At 70.3% G+C, this 15943-nt stretch carries 13 protein-coding genes; 3 read left to right on the top strand and 10 right to left on the bottom strand.

The annotated features are described in order from the left end of the window. Nucleotides 1-124: 124 nt before the first annotated feature. From FREUN1FDRAFT_RS19210 to FREUN1FDRAFT_RS19170, 9 genes are all read right to left on the bottom strand, one after another. The gene (locus FREUN1FDRAFT_RS19210; RefSeq protein ID WP_006541806.1) at nt 125-1414 is read right to left on the bottom strand and encodes an NtaA/DmoA family FMN-dependent monooxygenase; all 1290 of its coding nucleotides are present in this window, start codon (nt 1412-1414) and stop codon (nt 125-127) included. Further along, nucleotides 1414-2727, bottom strand: coding sequence for an NtaA/DmoA family FMN-dependent monooxygenase (locus FREUN1FDRAFT_RS19205; protein ID WP_006541805.1), 1314 nt, complete (start codon nt 2725-2727; stop codon nt 1414-1416). Before FREUN1FDRAFT_RS19205 ends, FREUN1FDRAFT_RS19210 begins: the two co-directional genes overlap by 1 nt. A gap of 232 nt (nt 2728-2959) precedes the next feature. Further along, nucleotides 2960-4696: an ABC transporter substrate-binding protein gene (locus tag FREUN1FDRAFT_RS19200; protein WP_006541804.1), complete on the bottom strand. Its 1737-nt coding sequence runs from the start codon at nt 4694-4696 to the stop codon at nt 2960-2962. Between the two features lie 144 nt (nt 4697-4840). After that, nucleotides 4841-5767: an ABC transporter permease gene (locus FREUN1FDRAFT_RS19195; protein ID WP_006541803.1), complete on the bottom strand. Its 927-nt coding sequence runs from the start codon at nt 5765-5767 to the stop codon at nt 4841-4843. 3 nt (nt 5768-5770) lie between these two features. Next, nucleotides 5771-6808, bottom strand: coding sequence for an ABC transporter permease (locus FREUN1FDRAFT_RS19190; RefSeq protein ID WP_006541802.1), 1038 nt, complete (start codon nt 6806-6808; stop codon nt 5771-5773). Nucleotides 6809-6921: 113 nt separating this feature from the next. Next, the gene (locus FREUN1FDRAFT_RS19185) at nt 6922-7716 is read right to left on the bottom strand and encodes an ABC transporter ATP-binding protein (protein ID WP_006541801.1); all 795 of its coding nucleotides are present in this window, start codon (nt 7714-7716) and stop codon (nt 6922-6924) included. Nucleotides 7717-7718: 2 nt separating this feature from the next. Then, a complete protein-coding gene (locus FREUN1FDRAFT_RS19180; protein ID WP_006541800.1) occupies nt 7719-8882 on the bottom strand; it encodes an ABC transporter ATP-binding protein in 1164 nt (387 codons plus the stop codon). Nucleotides 8883-9260: 378 nt separating this feature from the next. After that, a complete protein-coding gene (locus FREUN1FDRAFT_RS19175) occupies nt 9261-10637 on the bottom strand; it encodes a multidrug effflux MFS transporter (protein WP_232295284.1) in 1377 nt (458 codons plus the stop codon). Then, entirely contained in the window at nt 10630-11553 is a 924-nt protein-coding gene (locus tag FREUN1FDRAFT_RS19170) for a GntR family transcriptional regulator (protein WP_006541798.1), read from the bottom strand. Before FREUN1FDRAFT_RS19170 ends, FREUN1FDRAFT_RS19175 begins: the two co-directional genes overlap by 8 nt. 289 nt (nt 11554-11842) lie before the next feature. On the opposite strand from FREUN1FDRAFT_RS19170, the gene FREUN1FDRAFT_RS19165 reads away from it, so the two are divergent. Further along, nucleotides 11843-12295: a VOC family protein gene (locus FREUN1FDRAFT_RS19165; RefSeq protein ID WP_006541797.1), complete on the top strand. Its 453-nt coding sequence runs from the start codon at nt 11843-11845 to the stop codon at nt 12293-12295. Further along, nucleotides 12289-13713 (top strand): amidase, encoded by a 1425-nt coding sequence (locus FREUN1FDRAFT_RS19160; RefSeq protein ID WP_006541796.1) that lies wholly within the window; start codon nt 12289-12291, stop codon nt 13711-13713. Before FREUN1FDRAFT_RS19165 ends, FREUN1FDRAFT_RS19160 begins: the two co-directional genes overlap by 7 nt. A gap of 128 nt (nt 13714-13841) precedes the next feature. Here the strand turns inward: FREUN1FDRAFT_RS19160 and FREUN1FDRAFT_RS19155 are convergent, their stop codons facing one another. Then, nucleotides 13842-14504, bottom strand: coding sequence for a GntR family transcriptional regulator (locus tag FREUN1FDRAFT_RS19155; RefSeq protein ID WP_006541795.1), 663 nt, complete (start codon nt 14502-14504; stop codon nt 13842-13844). Between the two features lie 254 nt (nt 14505-14758). On the opposite strand from FREUN1FDRAFT_RS19155, the gene FREUN1FDRAFT_RS19150 reads away from it, so the two are divergent. Continuing rightward, on the top strand, nt 14759-15895 hold the full coding sequence (locus tag FREUN1FDRAFT_RS19150) for an LLM class flavin-dependent oxidoreductase (RefSeq protein WP_006541793.1): 1137 nt from the start codon (nt 14759-14761) through the stop codon (nt 15893-15895). The last annotated feature ends 48 nt before the right edge of the window (nt 15896-15943 follow it).

The following is a 15943-nucleotide window of genomic DNA, read 5'->3' as shown; positions in this document are numbered from 1 at the left end:
TGCCTTCCGTACGGCGTTCGGCCGGGTGGATGGGCAGGTCGATGGGACGACCGGCCCCGCAGTCAGATCTTGCCAGCGCGTCGCCGGCCAGAAGCCTGATCACGGTCCGGCGGGGCGGCGAGGGTCAGAACTCCAGCAGGTTGTCGCGGAAGTGGGGGTAGGAGTAGCCGTCGCGGATGAGGCCGCGGCGGCGCAGCGCCGGTGCGAGGCCGTCGGTGATCTCGCTGATCGCACGGCGGAACATCGGCTGCTGGATGAGGAAGCCGTCGCCGCCGACCTCGTCCATCACCTCGCCCATCTGGGCGGCGACCGCGTCCGGCGTGCCGACGAGTTCGACGGCGCCGCCGGACGGATACGAGGCGAACTCGCGCAGCGTCAGGCCGGTGCTTTTCGCCTGCAGGTTCTGCGTGGTGCTGCGGCTGGCGTTGGTGTGCATCCGCGGCATCGGGGCGTCCAGGTCGAACTTCCCGAAGTCGATGCCGCTGTAGTACGACATCCAGCCCAGGTTCGACTCGATGTTCGCCTCGCGGGCGGCGACCGCCGCGGCGCGCTTCTCCTCGGCCTCCCGCTGGGTCTCCCCGAGCACCGGGGCGACGTTGAACATGACCTTGCAGGAGTCGGGTTTGCGGTCGAAGGCCTCCAGCCGGGCGACCAGGTCGTCGCGGAAGGCCTTCATCGTGTCGATGCCGGTGACGTTGGTCATCACCAGGTCGACGTTGCGGGCGGCGAAGTCCTTGCCGCGGCCCGATCCGCCGGCCTGGGAGAACACCGGGCGCCCCTGCGGTGGGCGCAGCGAGTTCAACGGGCCCCGGGAACGGTAGAAGCGGCCGGAGAAGTGGATTTCGTGGACCTTCGCCGGGTCGACGTAGACGCCGTTGTCGCGGTCGACCGTGAGCGCGTCGGCGTCCCAGGAGTTCCACAGCTCGGTGACGAGCTGCACCCATTCGTCGCCCTGGTCGTAGCGCAGGTCGTGGTCGGCCTGTCCGTCGAGGCCGTAGTTCTGCGCGGTGCGGTCGTTGTGTGACATGACCAGGTTGGCGCCGCCGCGCCCGCCGGAGAGGTGGTCCAGGGTGGCGAGCGTGCGGGCCGCCATGTAGGGCGGGTGGAAGGTGGTCGTCAGCGTCGGGAGGATCCCGAGGTGCTTCGTCGCGGTGAGCATGAACGGCGTCATCACGAACAGGTCCATCTTCGGCGCGTGGAAACCGTTCTTCAGGGCGAAGTCGGTGTTGCCGCGGAAGACGTCGGGGACGAAGTGGGCGTCCTCCAGGATGATGCAGTCGAAACCGGCCCGCTCGACCGCCCGAGCCACGTCGATGTAGAGCTGCGGGCTCATCCAGTCGGTCGCGCCCTCGCCCGACCACATGTCCTTCCAGGACTGCACTCCGCACCCGGTGAACAGGCCGAGGTGGAACATCAGAACTCCAGCAGATTGTCGCGGAAGTACTCGTGCGTGTACGACTCGCGGATCAGTCCGCGGCGCTTGAGGGCCGGGGCGAGGCCGTCGGCGATCTCGGCGATGCCGCGCCGGTCGAGCTCGTTGGAGATGAGGAAGCCGTCGCCGCCGACCTCCTCCATCGCCTCGCCCATCAGCGCCGCGACGGTGTCGGGGGTGCCGACGAGCTCGAGGGAGACGGTCGTCTCGTGGGTGGCGGCGAGCTCGCGCAGGGTCTTGCCGTCCTCACTGTCCTTGGCGTAGCGCGACATCGACGACTGATGGCCGTTGACCTGGCCGGTCAGGTCGGGCAGTGGCTTGTCGAGGTCGAACTGGGAGAAGTCCAGCCCGGAGAAGTAGGACATGACGGCGAGCTGGGTGGCGACGGCGTCGTCGGTGCGCTGCGCGGCCTGGATGCGCCGGCGCTTCTCCCGGGCCTCCTCGTCGGTCGCGCCGAGCACCGGGCGCACGAGGTAGAGCACCTTGCAGTCGGACGGCTTGCGCCCGTTCGCGATGAGCCGGGCGGACATGTCGTCGCGGTAGGCCTTCATCGCCTCCACACCCAGCGGCACGCAGATGACGGTGTCGGCGTTGCGGGCGGCGAACTCGCGGCCGGCGGGGGAGCCGCCCGCCTGGCAGATCACCGGGCGGCCCTGCGGTCCGGGCACCGCGTTCAGCGGGCCGCGGCAGCGGAAGAACTCGCCCTCGAAGTCGACGGTGTGGACCTTGGTGTGGTCGGCGAAGGTGCCGGTCTCCTCGTCGAAGACGACCGCGCCCGGCTCCCACGACTCCCACAGCTTCCCGACGAGGTCGATCCACTCGTCGGCCATCCGGTAGCGCAGATCGTGCTCGAAGTGCTTCTCGTAGCCGAAGTTCTGCGCGGCCCGGTGGCTGGAGGAGGTGACGAGGTTGCCGCCGACCCGTCCGTCGGTGAGGTGGTCCAGGGTGGCCAGCATCCGCGCCGCCATGAACGGCGGGTAGAACGACGTGGAAAGCGTGGGAATGAGGCCGATACGGGACGTCGTCTGGCCGAGAATGCCGATGAGCGCGGTCGGGTCGTGCCGCGGGGACTCCATGTTGTACTTCAGGTAGGCCTGCATGTTCCCCTGGTACGCATCGGGAATCATGAGGCCGTCCTCGAAGATCATGTAGTCGAAGCAGGCCCGTTCCAGGGAGCGGGCCATGTCGACGTAGAGGTCGGGCTTCATCCATTCCCGGGCACCCGAGCCGCCCCACGTGCCGCGCCATGACTGGACGCTGAAGCCCGACCCGACGAACCAGCCCATGTGGAACATGTTCTCTCCCTAGCCCGGGGCATGAAGCCCGTCCGTCCGCGCGTCGCGCGGCCCGTTCTTTCCTGCAGAAAATCCCAACCGTGTTTCGGTCGGGGTGCCACCGGGTTCGTCCGGAATTACGCCGGCGGTCGCGGGTGGGGCCTGTGGTCCGGCCCGTTGTGTGGCCGAAAAAGGGTCCGCCGTGCCGGCGAAATTGCGCCGGCACGGCGGAGGGAAAGTGGGAACCAGGTGGCTACTGGGTCTTGGAGAGCGCGGCGAAGTCGATCGCGCTGTCCGAGCGGTAGTAGTAGCCGTCGATGCCGGCACCGAAGACCACGTTCGGCTGGATGAACGCGACCGGAACGGTCGGCTGTTCGTCCTGCCAGATCTTCACGGCCTCGTTCCAGGCCGTGCCGGCTGCCTCCGACAGCGGGTCGCCGGCGGCGACGCCCTTGTCGACGGCGGCGTAGTAGGCGTCGTTCGCGAAGCCGGTGGCGTTGAGCGGGGAGCCCTTCGTGAACGCGAGCAGCAGCTCGTACGGCGGCGACTGGCTGATCGCCTTGTCGGTCACCAGCTGGATGTCGTACGTGCCGTTGGACCGTGCGTCCTGCACCGCGGTGGCTGGCTGCTTGTCGATGGTGAAGTTGAAGCCGGCGTCCTTGGCGTACGACTGGATCTGGACCGCGGCCTCCTCCAGCGCCGGAATGCTGTTCTCGACGAGGATCTTCGCCGAGACACTGCTGACACCGGCCTGCGCGAGCAGGCTCTTGGCCTTGTCCGGGTCATACGAACCGGTCCGCAGGCCGTCGGTGGTGTATCCGGGGTAGCGGGGGTTGATGAAGCCGGTCATCGCGTCGGCACGGCCGAGGAAGACCTGCTTCATGATCTCGTCGTAGGGGATGGCGTAGCTCAGCGCCTGCCGCACGAGCTTGTCGTCGAACGGCGCCTTCTTGATGTTGATGTTGGTGTTCAGGTACTCGATCGAGTCGATGTTGAAGGTCTGCAGGCCGTCGTCGTCCTTCATCCCGTTGACGTCCTGCGGGCGAAGCTGGACGGCGATGTCGGCATCACCGTTGGTCAGCAGGTTGGTGCGGGTTCCGGGGTTGGCGACCACCCGCTGCGTGATCGTCTTGATCGCCGGCTCGCCCGCCCAGTAGTTCGGGTTCGCCTTCAGTGTCAGGCTCTGGCCGGACTTCCAGTTGTCCAGCACATAGGCGCCGTAGCCGAAGTTCCCGTTCTCGGCCGACCACTTGACCGCGTACGGATCGTCTGCGGTCACGTGCTCCTTGAGCAGGTCGCTGTCGAAGATGTCGCCACTGACGTTGGCGAGCAGGGACAGCAGCGTGAACCCGTCACCGGCGCGGTCGATGGTGATCGCCACGGTGTAGTCGTCGACCTTCTTGAACTGCCGGGCCGGGTCGACGATCGCCGGGGCCGAGATGGCCGGCGCCACCGACGTCGAGTTCCACTTCCGCTCGTACGACCAGAGCACGTCGTCGGCGGTGAGCTCGTTGCCGGCGAACGACTTCACGCCCTTGCGCAGGTGGAAGGTGTAGGTCAGTCCGTCGGCGCTGACGTCGTAACTCTCCGCCAGCTCGCCCTCGAACTTGAAGAAGTCCTCCTCCTGCGACCCGTCGGCGCGGTCCGCCGTCACGATCGGGTTGCGGATGAGCTGCGCCTGGGTGTTGATCTGGAACTCGAAGCCCTCGTAGGTGAACGCGCCGGCGTCGTAGGCGAACGCGGTCGGCAGCGCGGCGACGGCCTCGACGATGCTGTCGGCCCCGCTCGAGGAGCCCTCGGAGGACGACGAGGTGGTCTCGCCGGAGCAGGCGGCGATGAGCGCGATCGCGACTCCGCCGGCGGTGAGCGCGGCGCCCGCGCGGCGCAGGCGCGGCCCGCGCCGTCCCCGGGAGCCTGTCACGACGGGTATGGCGACCGGATCACCGGCGCCATCATGACCCCCTGGTGCGGGGGTGTTCTGGGCAGGCATGAGTAGAGCTCCTGTCGATGGTGAGAGATCTGCGGTTGCCACCACGTCGGCGTAGTGGTGCTGCTGGATGGACGGCCGCCCGATCGGGACGCGGCCGGTGGACGTGCCGGCGGCCGATGCGGTCCCGGCATCGGCCACCCGCCGCTAGCGACGGCGGCCGAACAGTTTCGCGGCCGAGGAAGCCATGATCGCGACAGTGAGAATCAGGGCGATGGTGGGGAAGGTGGCGGGCCACCAGCGGCCGACGGCCGCGTCGGTCGCACCGCGGGAGATCATCGAGCCCCACTCCGGATGGGGCGGGGGCAGCCCGGCACCGAGGAAGCCGAGCGACGCGGTGAGGATGATGCTCACCGCGAAGATCACCGAGATGTTCTCCAGCGCCGGCCGGCAGGAGTTCGGCAGGACATGGCGCAGCGTGAGCCGCAGCTCGCTCAGCCCGGCGAGCCGGGCCGCGTCGACGTAGGCGTCCGACCGGACCCGCAGGACCTCGGTGCGTACCAGCCGCGCCTGCAGCGGCGCGAGCACGATCGCGAGCGTCGCGACCAGCGTGGTCAACGAGGCCCCGTAGAAGGCCACCGCGACCAGGCCGACGAGCATCCCGGGCACGGCCTGGATGAAGTCGACGGCCCGCCCGACGACCCGGGCCAGTACCCCGCGCGGGCCCCGCGACGACTCGTTCATCCCGGTCAGCAGGCCGAGGAACGCGCCGCCGGCGGTGGCGAGCAGGACGACGACGGTGGCGACCCCGACGTTGGTGCGGGTCGCGGCGAGCAGCTGCGACAGGACGTCCAGCCCGGAACCGTCAGTGCCGAACCAGTGGTCTCCGCTCGGCCCCTTCGACGACGGCCCCGCGACCCGCTCGGGGTCGTACGGTGTGATCCACGGGCCGATGACGGCGACGACGGCAAGCAGGATCAGCGGCAGCAGGCTGATCAGCAGGCGCAGCCATCCCGGGCGCCGGCCACTGGCGGCCGTGGAAGCCGCGTCGGCCGGAGCCGGGCCAGTAACCGAGGCGGCGGCCGCGGTGGCCGCGGGCGTCTTCGGATGATCGGCGGTGTCGACGACAGCCATTCGTTACCCTTCCGCCCGCACGCCCGGCCGCCGGCGCGGGTCGAGCGTCATGTTGACCAGGTCGACAACGAGGAAGACCAGCAGGGAGACAGCGGCGACGATGACGAGGAAGCCCTGCATCGCCGGGATGTCACCGGAGGAGACCGCGTCCGCGAGGTAGCCGCCGATCCCGGCGAACCCGAAGATCGACTCCATGATCACCGCGCCGCCGAGGGTGTAGCCGAACAGGGTGCCGCAGGTGGTGACCGCGGGCGGCAGCGCGCGGCGGAACAGGCTCGCCCGCACCGTCGCCGCCGAGGCGCCCGTCGCGATCCGGAACCGGGTCGGTGCCGAGTCGACGGCCTCCTCCAGCCCGGCGAGCATCATCTTGATCAGCACACCGGACTGGCAGATCACCAGCACGCCCACCGGCAGCACCAGATGGCCGAGCATCGACCAGGTCGCGTCGAAGCGCAGCGTCAGGACCGTGTCGAGGAACGGCATCCCGGTGACCTTCGGAACCTCCGCGATGTCACCGGAGAGACGTCCGAGCGGGGCGGGTGCCCAGTGCAGGGTGGCGTAGAAGACGAACACGGCGGCGACGGCCACCGCGAACTCGGGCAGTCCGCCGGCGATCCGGGCGAAGCCGCGTACCAGGTAGGCGAGCGGGCTCTTCGGGCGCATTACTGCCAGGTAGGCGAACGCCACCGCGACCACGATCGACAGCAGCACCCCCATCAGCGCGAGCTCGACGGTCGCCGGCAGCCGCTCACCGAACTCGTCGGCGACGGACTGCCCGGAGATGATCGAGTTGCCCAGATCGAACTGGATGGCGTTGCCCAGGTAGTGCAGCAGCTGGTGGAGCAGGCTGCCGTCGAGGCCGAGCTCCTTCTCGATGGCGGCGCGGTTCTCCTCGGTGGCCTGCCCGCCGGTCAGCACCGCGACGGGATCGCCGGGAATGCTCTGGACCAGCAGGAACGACACCGCCGCGAACACCAGCAGCTGAAACGGCAGCGCGACGATGCGGCCCAACCACCACCGCTGTCGGCGCAGGATCTCCATATGGCCGGTGGTCCTTTCTCCGGACGGAACGGTCGGGCGAAGGGGCAGTGGAAGCGGAAGCGGACTGGAGGAGCCGGGAACATTGGCCGAAATGGGAGCGGGAGCAGGAGCGGTCAGGCGGCGCCGCGGGCCCCGCCGCCGCGGAAGGCGGCGAGCAGGCTGGCGGTGTAGGGGTGCTTCGGCTCGTGCAGCACCTGCCGGGTGGCGCCGTGCTCGACGATCTTGCCGTGCTGCATGACGACCAGCTCCGAGCAGACGAACGCGGTGGCCGGAAGCCCGTGCGAGACGAAGACGAGCGCCGCCCCCGACTCCAGGCAGTACCGCTTGAGCAGGTTGAGGATGGAGCCCTGCACCGACACGTCGAGGGCGGAGACCACCTCGTCACACACCAGCAGCCGCGGTCGGACGACGAGCGCCCGGGCGATCGCGAAGCGCTGCCGCTGCCCGCCGGAGACCTCCGCGGGATGCCGGTCCACCAGCGCCGGCGCCAGGCCCAGCAGGCTGACGGTCTCGTCGACCTTCGCGTCGGCGTCACGGCTGCCCATCCCGAGCAGGTGCTGCGCCGGTTGACGGATCGAGTCGCGCAACGTGCGCAGCGGGTCGAACGACGACGTGGTGTCCTGCGCGACGAACTGCACCTCCCGGCGCAGCTCCACCCGTGAGGCCCGCATCTTCAGCAGGGTGCCCATGGCGACGCCGTTGAAGGAGACCTCGCCGGCCGACGGCCGCTCCAGACCGACCATCATCCGCGCCAGCGTCGACTTCCCGGAACCGGACTCGCCGACCACGCCGATGCGCTGGCCCGGCTCGACCGACAGCGAGACGCCGTCGACGGCGGCGTGCCGACTGCGGGCGGGCCCGAAGTACTTCACCACGGAGCTGACCGCCAGCTGCGCGAAGGCGTCCACGCTTACTGCCCTTCTCGGTGATCGGTACGGGTGAGGGGGCGCCGCTGAGCGGGTGCGACGGGCGAAGGCGCGGACGGCGCGGGCACCTTCGCGACGGGCACCTTCGCTACGGGTGCCGGTGCCGGTGCGGGCGCCGGTGCGGGCGCGGGTGCCAGTGCCGGTGCGGGAGATGGTGCGGCGGGTGCGCCCACGGCGGCGATGCTCGCCAGCGTGGGGAGCTCGTCGAGCTCGGCGCTGTCGAGCGTCGGCACACACCGCAGCAGGCCGACCGTGTACGGATGGGTGGCCGTCTCGGCGAGTTTCGCCGAACTGCGCTTCTCGACGATCCGGCCGCCGTACATGACGAAGGTGCGGTCGGTGTACTCCTGCGCCAGCAAAATGTCGTGGCTGATCACCAGTACCGACGCACCCGATTCCCGGGTGAGGCCGAGCAGCATTTCCATGGCGTCGCGGGCGAGGGAGGCGTCCAGCGCCGAGGTGGGCTCGTCGGCGATGAGCAGCCGGGGCGAGCCGCACAGCGCGATGGCGATCATCGCGCGTTGCCGCATGCCGCCGGACAGCTCGTACGGGCGGGCTCGCAGCACCCGGTCGGTGTCGCGCAGACCGACCTTGTCCAGCCAGTGGCGCGAGATCTCACGGATGACCGCCCGGTCCGACCGCCGGTGCAGCCAGCGGCGGCCGGCACCGGCACCGGCACCGGCACCAGCACCAGCCTCGGCCCCGTCGGTGCCGGTGGCCCCGGCACGCTGAGCCCGGATGACGGCGGCGAGCTGGCTGCCGATCGTCCAGACCGGATCAAGGGTGGTCATCGCGTCCTGGAACACCATGGAGAGCCCGGGTGTCCGCACCGGCAGGCGGGTGCGGACCGTGCGGGAGACGGGCACTCCGTCGAATTCCAGCCGCTCGTGCGTGATGTGCACGGACGGCTGCGTGAGGAAACCCGCCAGTGCCAGCCCGAGCGTGGTCTTGCCCGAGCCGGACTCGCCGACGAGGGCGACCCGTTCGCCGCGGCCCAGCGAGAAACTCACGTCGTCGACGGCGACGACGTCGCCACGAGACGAGTCGTAGCGGACGGTCATTCCCTCGACGCGAAGAATCGGTGGGCCCGATTCCTCGGCGAGATCCTCCCGCCGCGCGGTGTCGCTGATCACGGTGCCAGTGGTCATCACGGGCCACCTTCCGGTCGATCGCTGCCCCGAAGCCGTCCCGGTGCCGGGCGTCGAAGGCCTATATTTCCGCCGCATTGTTTCTCTGCGGCGCGGGAGTGGTAACCCGCGCTTTGCGCCTCATGAAGTGCGGAGAAGTTCCTGGTACACAGCGTGATCCAGATGATTGCGCCGCCTGCCGGGTGCCTGCCAGGGGTCGGGAGCCGGCCTCCGAGCATGATCGAACGAGATGTGGCGGGATGTCCGTCAAAAGGGCGGGAATTTCGGCCGGGATAAGCCCTCCATACCCGGATGTCGGAGGTCCCGAGGGGGATTTGGTGCCGGGTCGGCGAGGATTGCTGCCGGCCTCGGATGCGGATTGCGACCGGGCCGGCAAAACTATTCCGGTCGGGCGGTGGCTGCGGTGGCTGCGGTGGCGGCGATGACTCGCGATCCACCCGCCGACCGGGCGCACAACACGCATGCGGCGCAGAGCACAACGCACATCGTCGCGCCCAGCGGCAGCGCGCTGGCGGACCCGAAGGCGCCGGCGATCGGGCCGACCAGACCTCCGAGCGCGAACTGGATGAGCCCGAGCAGCCCGGAGGCCGTCCCGGCGTTCGCGGACTGGTAGCGCATCGCCTCGGCAGAGGCGACCGGCATGCACATGCCGATCGACGTGACGGTGAACCACAGTGCGGCGATCACCAGTGCCGCCAGGTGTGTGGCCGCACCGATCATGATCAGGAGGCTGCCGAGGGTGGCTACCGGCAGGCTGCGGGCCAGTGCGCCCAGCGAGCCGAACCGTGCCGACAGCGCGGCTCCGACCTGGCTGCCGCCCATGAAACCGAGCGCGTTCAGGGCGAACAGCAGCCCGAACTGGGTCTTCGACACCCCGTAGGCGTCGGTCAGCACGAACGAGGAGGACGACACGTAGGAGAACATCGCGCCGTAGGCCAGCCCGACGATCAACGCCGCGGTCAGGAACGACCGGTCGCCGGCGATCGTGCGGTACGTGCGGTACGTCGCGACCGGTCGCAGTGGCACCCGCCGGGCCGGCGGCAGGCTCTCGCGGATGCTGACGGTGCCGGCACCGGCCAGCACCGCTCCGAGCAGCGCGAGTACCACGAAGACACCGCGCCAGTCGGTGACGGCGAGCAGCGCACCGCCGAGGTTCGGGGCCAGGATCGGGGTCAGGCCGCTGATGATCGCCATCCGGGCGAACAGGCGGACAAGGCGTTGGCCCTCGGCGAGGTCACGGATCGCCGCGCGGGCGATCGTCATGCCGAACCCGGCGAACATGCCCTGCGCGCAGCGCAACGCGGCCAGCGCGGGCACCGACCACATCAGCGCGCAGCCGGCGGACGCGGCGGCGTAGAACGCCATCGCCGCCAGCAGCGGGCGGCGGCGTCCGGCCGCGTCGGAGACCGGCCCGGCGATCACCTGGCCCACCGCGATCCCGACGACGCACGCGGTCATCGTCAGCTGGATTGACGACTGGGAGGTGCGCAGGTCGTCGGCCATGTCGGGCAGGCCCGGCAGGTGCACGCTCATCGAAAACGGGCCGAGCCCGGTCATCGCGCCGAACAGCACCAGCGCCGCCAGCGGGACGGTCCGTTCCAGCCCGGTCTCGCGCGCGGCCACCTTCGGCTGGGACGTCGCCCGTTGCCGGGAGGCCAGCCGTGGCCGGGACGTCGTCCGCGGGCACGCCACCCCGGATGCGGCGCCAGCCTCGGATGCGGCGCCAGCCTCGGGTACCGCGGCGCCGTCAGGCAACGTCGGCCCGCGCGGACATCGTTCCCGCCCGCTGCGCGCCCGTAGCCGTCGCACCCGTAGCCGTCGCACCCGTCACGCGTGCGGTGCCGGCGGGGGCGCTCGCCCGTGCCGCCGTCGGCCCGTCGACACCGAAGGAGAGCGCGACACGATCGCCGCGGAAATGGGTCCAGTGCAGATCGCGGGGACGCCCGCTGCTGTCGCGCACGACGACCTCCCGTAGCAGGACCGGGGTTCCCGGCGCGACACCGAGCAGTCGCGCGGTGCGCTCCTCGCAGGGAACGGCCTCCACCACGGCCCGCCCGCCGCCGTACGGGGCGTCGAAGAGCTTCTCGAACAGGGCCTCGTAGCGCGGTGGGCGACGGTCGATGGCGACCACGTCGGCGAAGTAGCGCTCAGGCGTCGTGGGCAGCGGCACATAGCCGGCCCGGACGCACAGCGGCTCACCGTCGAGGCTGAAGACCTGTTCGATCATGACAACCTCGGCGTCGTCGATCTCCAGCCGCTCACGCAGCAGCCGGGTCGTCGGGACGACGCACTGGCTGATCTCCTCGATCTCCAGCCGGCGCCAGCTCTCCTCCTCGTGCAGCTCGCGGGGCAGCATCTCGCCCTCGTGGACCTGGACGATGCCGCGCCGGACGGTGGTGCCCCGACGCGGGGCGCGGGTCACCAGACCCTCGTCGGCCAGCATGGACAGGGCGCGGCGCACCGAGTTGCGGCTGATCCCGAGGGTGTTCACGAGGGTGTTCTCGGCGAGCTCCTCCGGGCCGTCGAAGTGCCCGGCGCGTAGGCCGGCGCGCAGCATCTCGTAGGCCCGCCGGGACGAGACCTGCAGCTGGCGCCCGGCGGTCTGCGCCCGTCGGGCGCGACTGAACTCGACTCGGGACCGCTCGATCTCCGCGGATCTGTCCGCTGCCATCGTGCCCTCCTGGTGCCTCGTCCTATCTGCCCTGCGCTACACACCGCTACCGATCTGTCCCCCATGCCTGGCGGCCCAGGTACGGCCCCAGGACGGAAGAACTTCTCGACTTGCCGTCGACTGTATACGGTTGTGAGGTCACAGGGAATGCCCAGGGTTAGCGGGAATCGCGAAACATGCACGTCACAGGGTGTTTTCCCAGTGAACGGGCGGCTGTGGGGGTAGCGGCGGGGCGGGGCTGTCGGTATACAGTCGACGAACTTCGTCGGAGGATCCGGGAGGGTTGAACGTGACCGTGGGCGACACAGTCGAATCGCTGCCAGTAGTCCGGCCACCGATCGTGACCAAGGCCTTCGACCACATCGTGTTGAACGTCGAGGATCCGGAGCGTTCGGTCCGGTGGTGGGTCGAGAAGTTCGGCATGCGCACCCACCGTCTCGAGGCCTGGCGCGAGGGCCGGGCGCCGTTCCCGTCGGTCGAGGTGGCACCGGGAGTGATCATCGACCTGGACGCCCGCACCCCGCGGGGTGGCCCCGGTCGCAACGTGAACCACTTCTGTGTCGTCATCGAGCCGTGTGACCTCGCCGAGCTCGCCGCGTCCGGGTTCTTCGACGTCGTCGGTGGCCCGTTCCATCGCTACGGCGCCTATGGCAACAGCGATCTGCTCTACATCAGGGATCCCGACGGCAACGTCGTCGAGCTCCGTCACTACGGGCCGTCCCAGCTGGACGGACCGTGCTGAGCCAGCCGGCGGCGACCACCGGGGCCGCCTCCACCGAGGTGACCTCCAGCGGGATGGCCTCCGGTCCGACAGCCGCGCCCTGGGCCGGGGACGCGGTCGGGCTGGTGGACAGCTACCGGCGTGGGGACCACGACCCGGTCACCGAACTGGAACGGGTGCTGGGCGCGCTGGAGCGGTCGCGGCTGGGTGCGCTGTGCCATGTCGACGCCGACGCGGCCCGCCGGGCGGCCGCGCAGGTGGACCTCGCCCTGCCTCTCGCCGGCGTGCCGTTCGCGGTGAAGGAACTGGAGCAGGTCGCCGGCTGGCCGCGGGCCGACGCGTCGGTGCCCCTGCGGGGGCGGCGGTCCGCCCGCCACTCGACCCAGGTTCGGCGGCTCGTCGCGGCCGGGGCGATCCCGGTGGCGCAGACGACGTCCAGTGAACTGGCCCGCGGCGCGCACACCGCGAGCCGCCTGCACGGCATCACCCGCAACCCGTGGCGGCTGACGGCGTCCGCAGGCGGCTCGTCGGGCGGCAGTGCGGCCGCGGTGGCCGGTGGCCTGTTCGCGCTGGCGACGGCGACGGACGGCGGCGGCTCGACCCGTCAGCCGGCGGCGATGTGCGGCCTGCCCGGGCTCAAGGTCAGCTGGCGGATCGTGCCCGGTGGGCCGGAGCCGGTGCTGGAGCCGTTCACCGTGGTCACGACCACGCTGAGCCGCTCGGTACGCGACATCGCCCGCGCGCTCGACGTCACCGCCGGCTTCGACGCGCGTGATCCGTTCAGTGCCCCGATCTCCCCGCGGTTCGAGGCCGGTCTCGGGACGGTGCCCACCGCGGGCCTGCGGGTCGCCTGGCTGCCCGACCTCGGTGGCGCCGCACACGACCAGGGCGTGGTCACGATGGTGGAGCGGGCGCTGCGCGACCTCGTCGCGGCCGCGGGCCTGCGGCCGGCCGCGCTGGCGACCCCGGCGGTTCCCGGACCGTCGGCGGCGTTCGCCGCGATCGGCGCGCTGCGCATCCGACGGTTCCTGGGCCCGTACTGGCCCGCGTGCGCGGACGAGCTCACGGCGGAGATCCGCGAGGTGATGGTGGCCGCGGACAGCCTCGACGCCCGGGTTCTCACCGAGCTGGACACCTACCGGATCGACGTCATCGAGACGATGGCGGCACTGTTCGACGAGGTCGACCTGGTGGCCTGCCCGACGACGGGGGAGGCGTTCGACGCCGAGACAGGCAGCCCCGCGCCCGGCCCGCTCCCCCTGGCGAACATCTGCGGCTGCCCGGCGATCTCCATCCCGGTGGGGACGGGCCCGACCGGCCTGCCGGTGGGCCTGCACCTGTTCGCGCCGCACCACCGCGACGACCTGCTGCTCGAGCTTGCCGCGGCGGTCGAGCGCGACCACCCCTGGCCACTCGTCGCGCCCGCCTCGCCATGGTGACGGCCGTTCGGTGCGTTCGCGCCACCGCCGCCAGACCACCGACGCCTCCCGCGGCGCGGACGGCTCCGGCACTGCCGACAGCCCCCGCGGCGCCGGCGCCCTCGGTGGCGCCGACGCCGGCAGCCCGGCTAGGCCTGCGGCTTCTCCTTCCGGTAGCGGTGCGCCGCGCCGTTGATGTGTGCGCGTATCTCCGCCTCCGCCCAGTCCGCATCCCGGGCGCGAATCGCCTGCAGGACGCGGCGGTGCTCCTCCCAGGCGCGCCCCGAGCGGCGCGACACTCCGGCGGAGAACAGCAGCTGCAGCCGGTTCTGCAGGTCACGCAGCACCTCGACGAGGTGGTTGTTGCCGCTGGCCCGCGCGAGCAGGTCGTGGAAGCGGGCGTTGAGAGCGGAGAGGCGCTCGTAGGCACCCGCCTCGGTGACGCTCTCGCCCTCGACCAGCACTGCCTCGAGCTCGGCGTCGATCTCGGCGGTGATGCCCCTGGTCGCCGCACGGCGTACCGCGGTGACCTCCAGCGCGGCGCGGACCTCGATGAGGTCGTCGGCCTCCTCGCCGCTGATCACCGTGACCATGACGCCCTTGCGCGGGGTGACCTCGACGAGGCCCTCCGACTCCAGCAGCCGGATCGCCTCGCGGACAGGGTTGCGGGAGACCCCCAGCTCCTCGGCGAGGCGGTCCTCGATGACGCGGCTGCCCTGGGTGAGCTCGCCGCGAAGAATGCGACCGCGCAGCTCGTCGGCGACGAGCTGCCGCAGCGGACGGTAGGCCGCGCCGATCGTCGTCGTCTTCATATCTCCCACCCGTGCACCTCAGCAGCAAGATTGTGGACAGTATACAGAAATGAATCGACGCCGTCGTCGGCTGGAGTGAGCTCCTGTCCCTGGCCGTCGAAACCACCCTGACGCACCCGGCGGAAACTCCTGTTCCAGGGTGGAACCACGCGGCCTGGAACGGTTTTCGCACGATAGCACGAAAACTGCCCGAAGAGGGCACTTTCGAACGTGATTTCAGCGTCTACAGACGACATAGTTAGGTGGAGGTGCCGGTGCTCGCCGGAGTGAACTTCTTCCCCACGGTCTCGCCCGCCGAGAAGTCTGCTGTGCAGTTCTTTGACGAGGCGCTCGAACTTTCGATCCTCGCGGACCGGCTCGGTTACTCCTCGGTGAAGATCGTCGAACACTACTTCTACCCCTACGGGGGTTACAGCCCGGACCCCGTCACCTTCCTCGCGGCCGTCGCGACCCGGACCGAACGTATTCGGCTCATAACTGGTGCGAACATTCCGGCGTTCAACCACCCCATCAAGCTCGCGGGGCAGCTCGCGATGCTCGACAACCTGTCCCACGGCCGGCTCGACGCCGGCTTCGCCCGCGCTTTCCTCCCCGGCGAGTTCGAGGCATTCGAAGTCGACATGGACACCAGCCGGGCGCGGCATCAGGAAGGTATTGCCGCGGTCCTCAAGCTGTGGACCGAGACCGATGTGGTGTGGAACGGCACTTTTCACAGGTTCGGTCCGGTGAGTATGCTTCCCCTGACCTACCAGCGGCCCCATCCGCCGGTCTTCATCGCGGCGACGTCCACTCCGGAGAGTTTCGTCTGGGCGGGCAGCCAGGGCTTCAACCTGATGTTCATTCCGTTCACCTCGACGAACGAGAAGGTCGCCGGGCTGCTCGACCTGTACCGGAAGGCCCGCCTGGACGCCGGTTACCCGGCCGGCTCCGAGCGGATCCAGATGGGGATCCACTGCTTCGTCGACGAGGACGGCGACCGGGCCCGGCGCAACGCCGCCGTGCACTACGCCGACTACGTGGACAAGATGGCCTCCACCTGGGAGGACTACATGGAGCGCAGCCCGTCGCAGTACGCGGGCTACGCCGACATGATCACCGGTATGCGTAGGAAGACGCTGGCCGAGCTCGAGGACAAGGCCCAGGTCTACGTCGGCACGCCGGCGGACGTCCGCCAGCAGGTGGCCGCGACCCTCGAGGTGTTCGGCGACGTCGAGCCCTCCATGCAGATCAACTTCGCGGCGACCCCACTGTCGGATGCCCGCCGCACGCTGGAGCTTTTCGCCGCCGAGGTCATGCCCGCCTTCTCGGAGCCGGACAACGGTGTCGCGGCCGAGGCGGCGGCGGCGACCGCGGTCGCGGCGGCGTCGGTTCCGGCGGCCGCGAGCAGCTGAGGAGCTGAGGAGCTCAGAAGTCGAGCAGCTGAACGGCTGGGCGGGTCG

This window comes from Parafrankia sp. EUN1f (assembly GCF_000177675.1).
Classification (GTDB): domain Bacteria; phylum Actinomycetota; class Actinomycetes; order Frankiales; family Frankiaceae; genus Parafrankia.
This window is presented reverse-complemented; position numbering and strand designations above follow the sequence as displayed.

What these genes read in the sequence shown, in the direction of transcription:
- FREUN1FDRAFT_RS19155 (WP_006541795.1), bottom strand. Translation starts at nt 14,504, where the DNA reads ATGAAGACGACGACGATCGGCGCGGCCTACCGTCCGCTGCGGCAGCTC.
- FREUN1FDRAFT_RS19205 (WP_006541805.1), bottom strand. Translation starts at nt 2,727, where the DNA reads ATGTTCCACATGGGCTGGTTCGTCGGGTCGGGCTTCAGCGTCCAGTCA.
- FREUN1FDRAFT_RS19200 (WP_006541804.1), bottom strand. Translation starts at nt 4,696, where the DNA reads ATGCCTGCCCAGAACACCCCCGCACCAGGGGGTCATGATGGCGCCGGT.
- FREUN1FDRAFT_RS19170 (WP_006541798.1), bottom strand. Translation starts at nt 11,553, where the DNA reads ATGGCAGCGGACAGATCCGCGGAGATCGAGCGGTCCCGAGTCGAGTTC.
- FREUN1FDRAFT_RS19195 (WP_006541803.1), bottom strand. Translation starts at nt 5,767, where the DNA reads ATGGCTGTCGTCGACACCGCCGATCATCCGAAGACGCCCGCGGCCACC.
- FREUN1FDRAFT_RS19210 (WP_006541806.1), bottom strand. Translation starts at nt 1,414, where the DNA reads ATGTTCCACCTCGGCCTGTTCACCGGGTGCGGAGTGCAGTCCTGGAAG.
- FREUN1FDRAFT_RS19190 (WP_006541802.1), bottom strand. Translation starts at nt 6,808, where the DNA reads ATGGAGATCCTGCGCCGACAGCGGTGGTGGTTGGGCCGCATCGTCGCG.
- FREUN1FDRAFT_RS19180 (WP_006541800.1), bottom strand. Translation starts at nt 8,882, where the DNA reads ATGACCACTGGCACCGTGATCAGCGACACCGCGCGGCGGGAGGATCTC.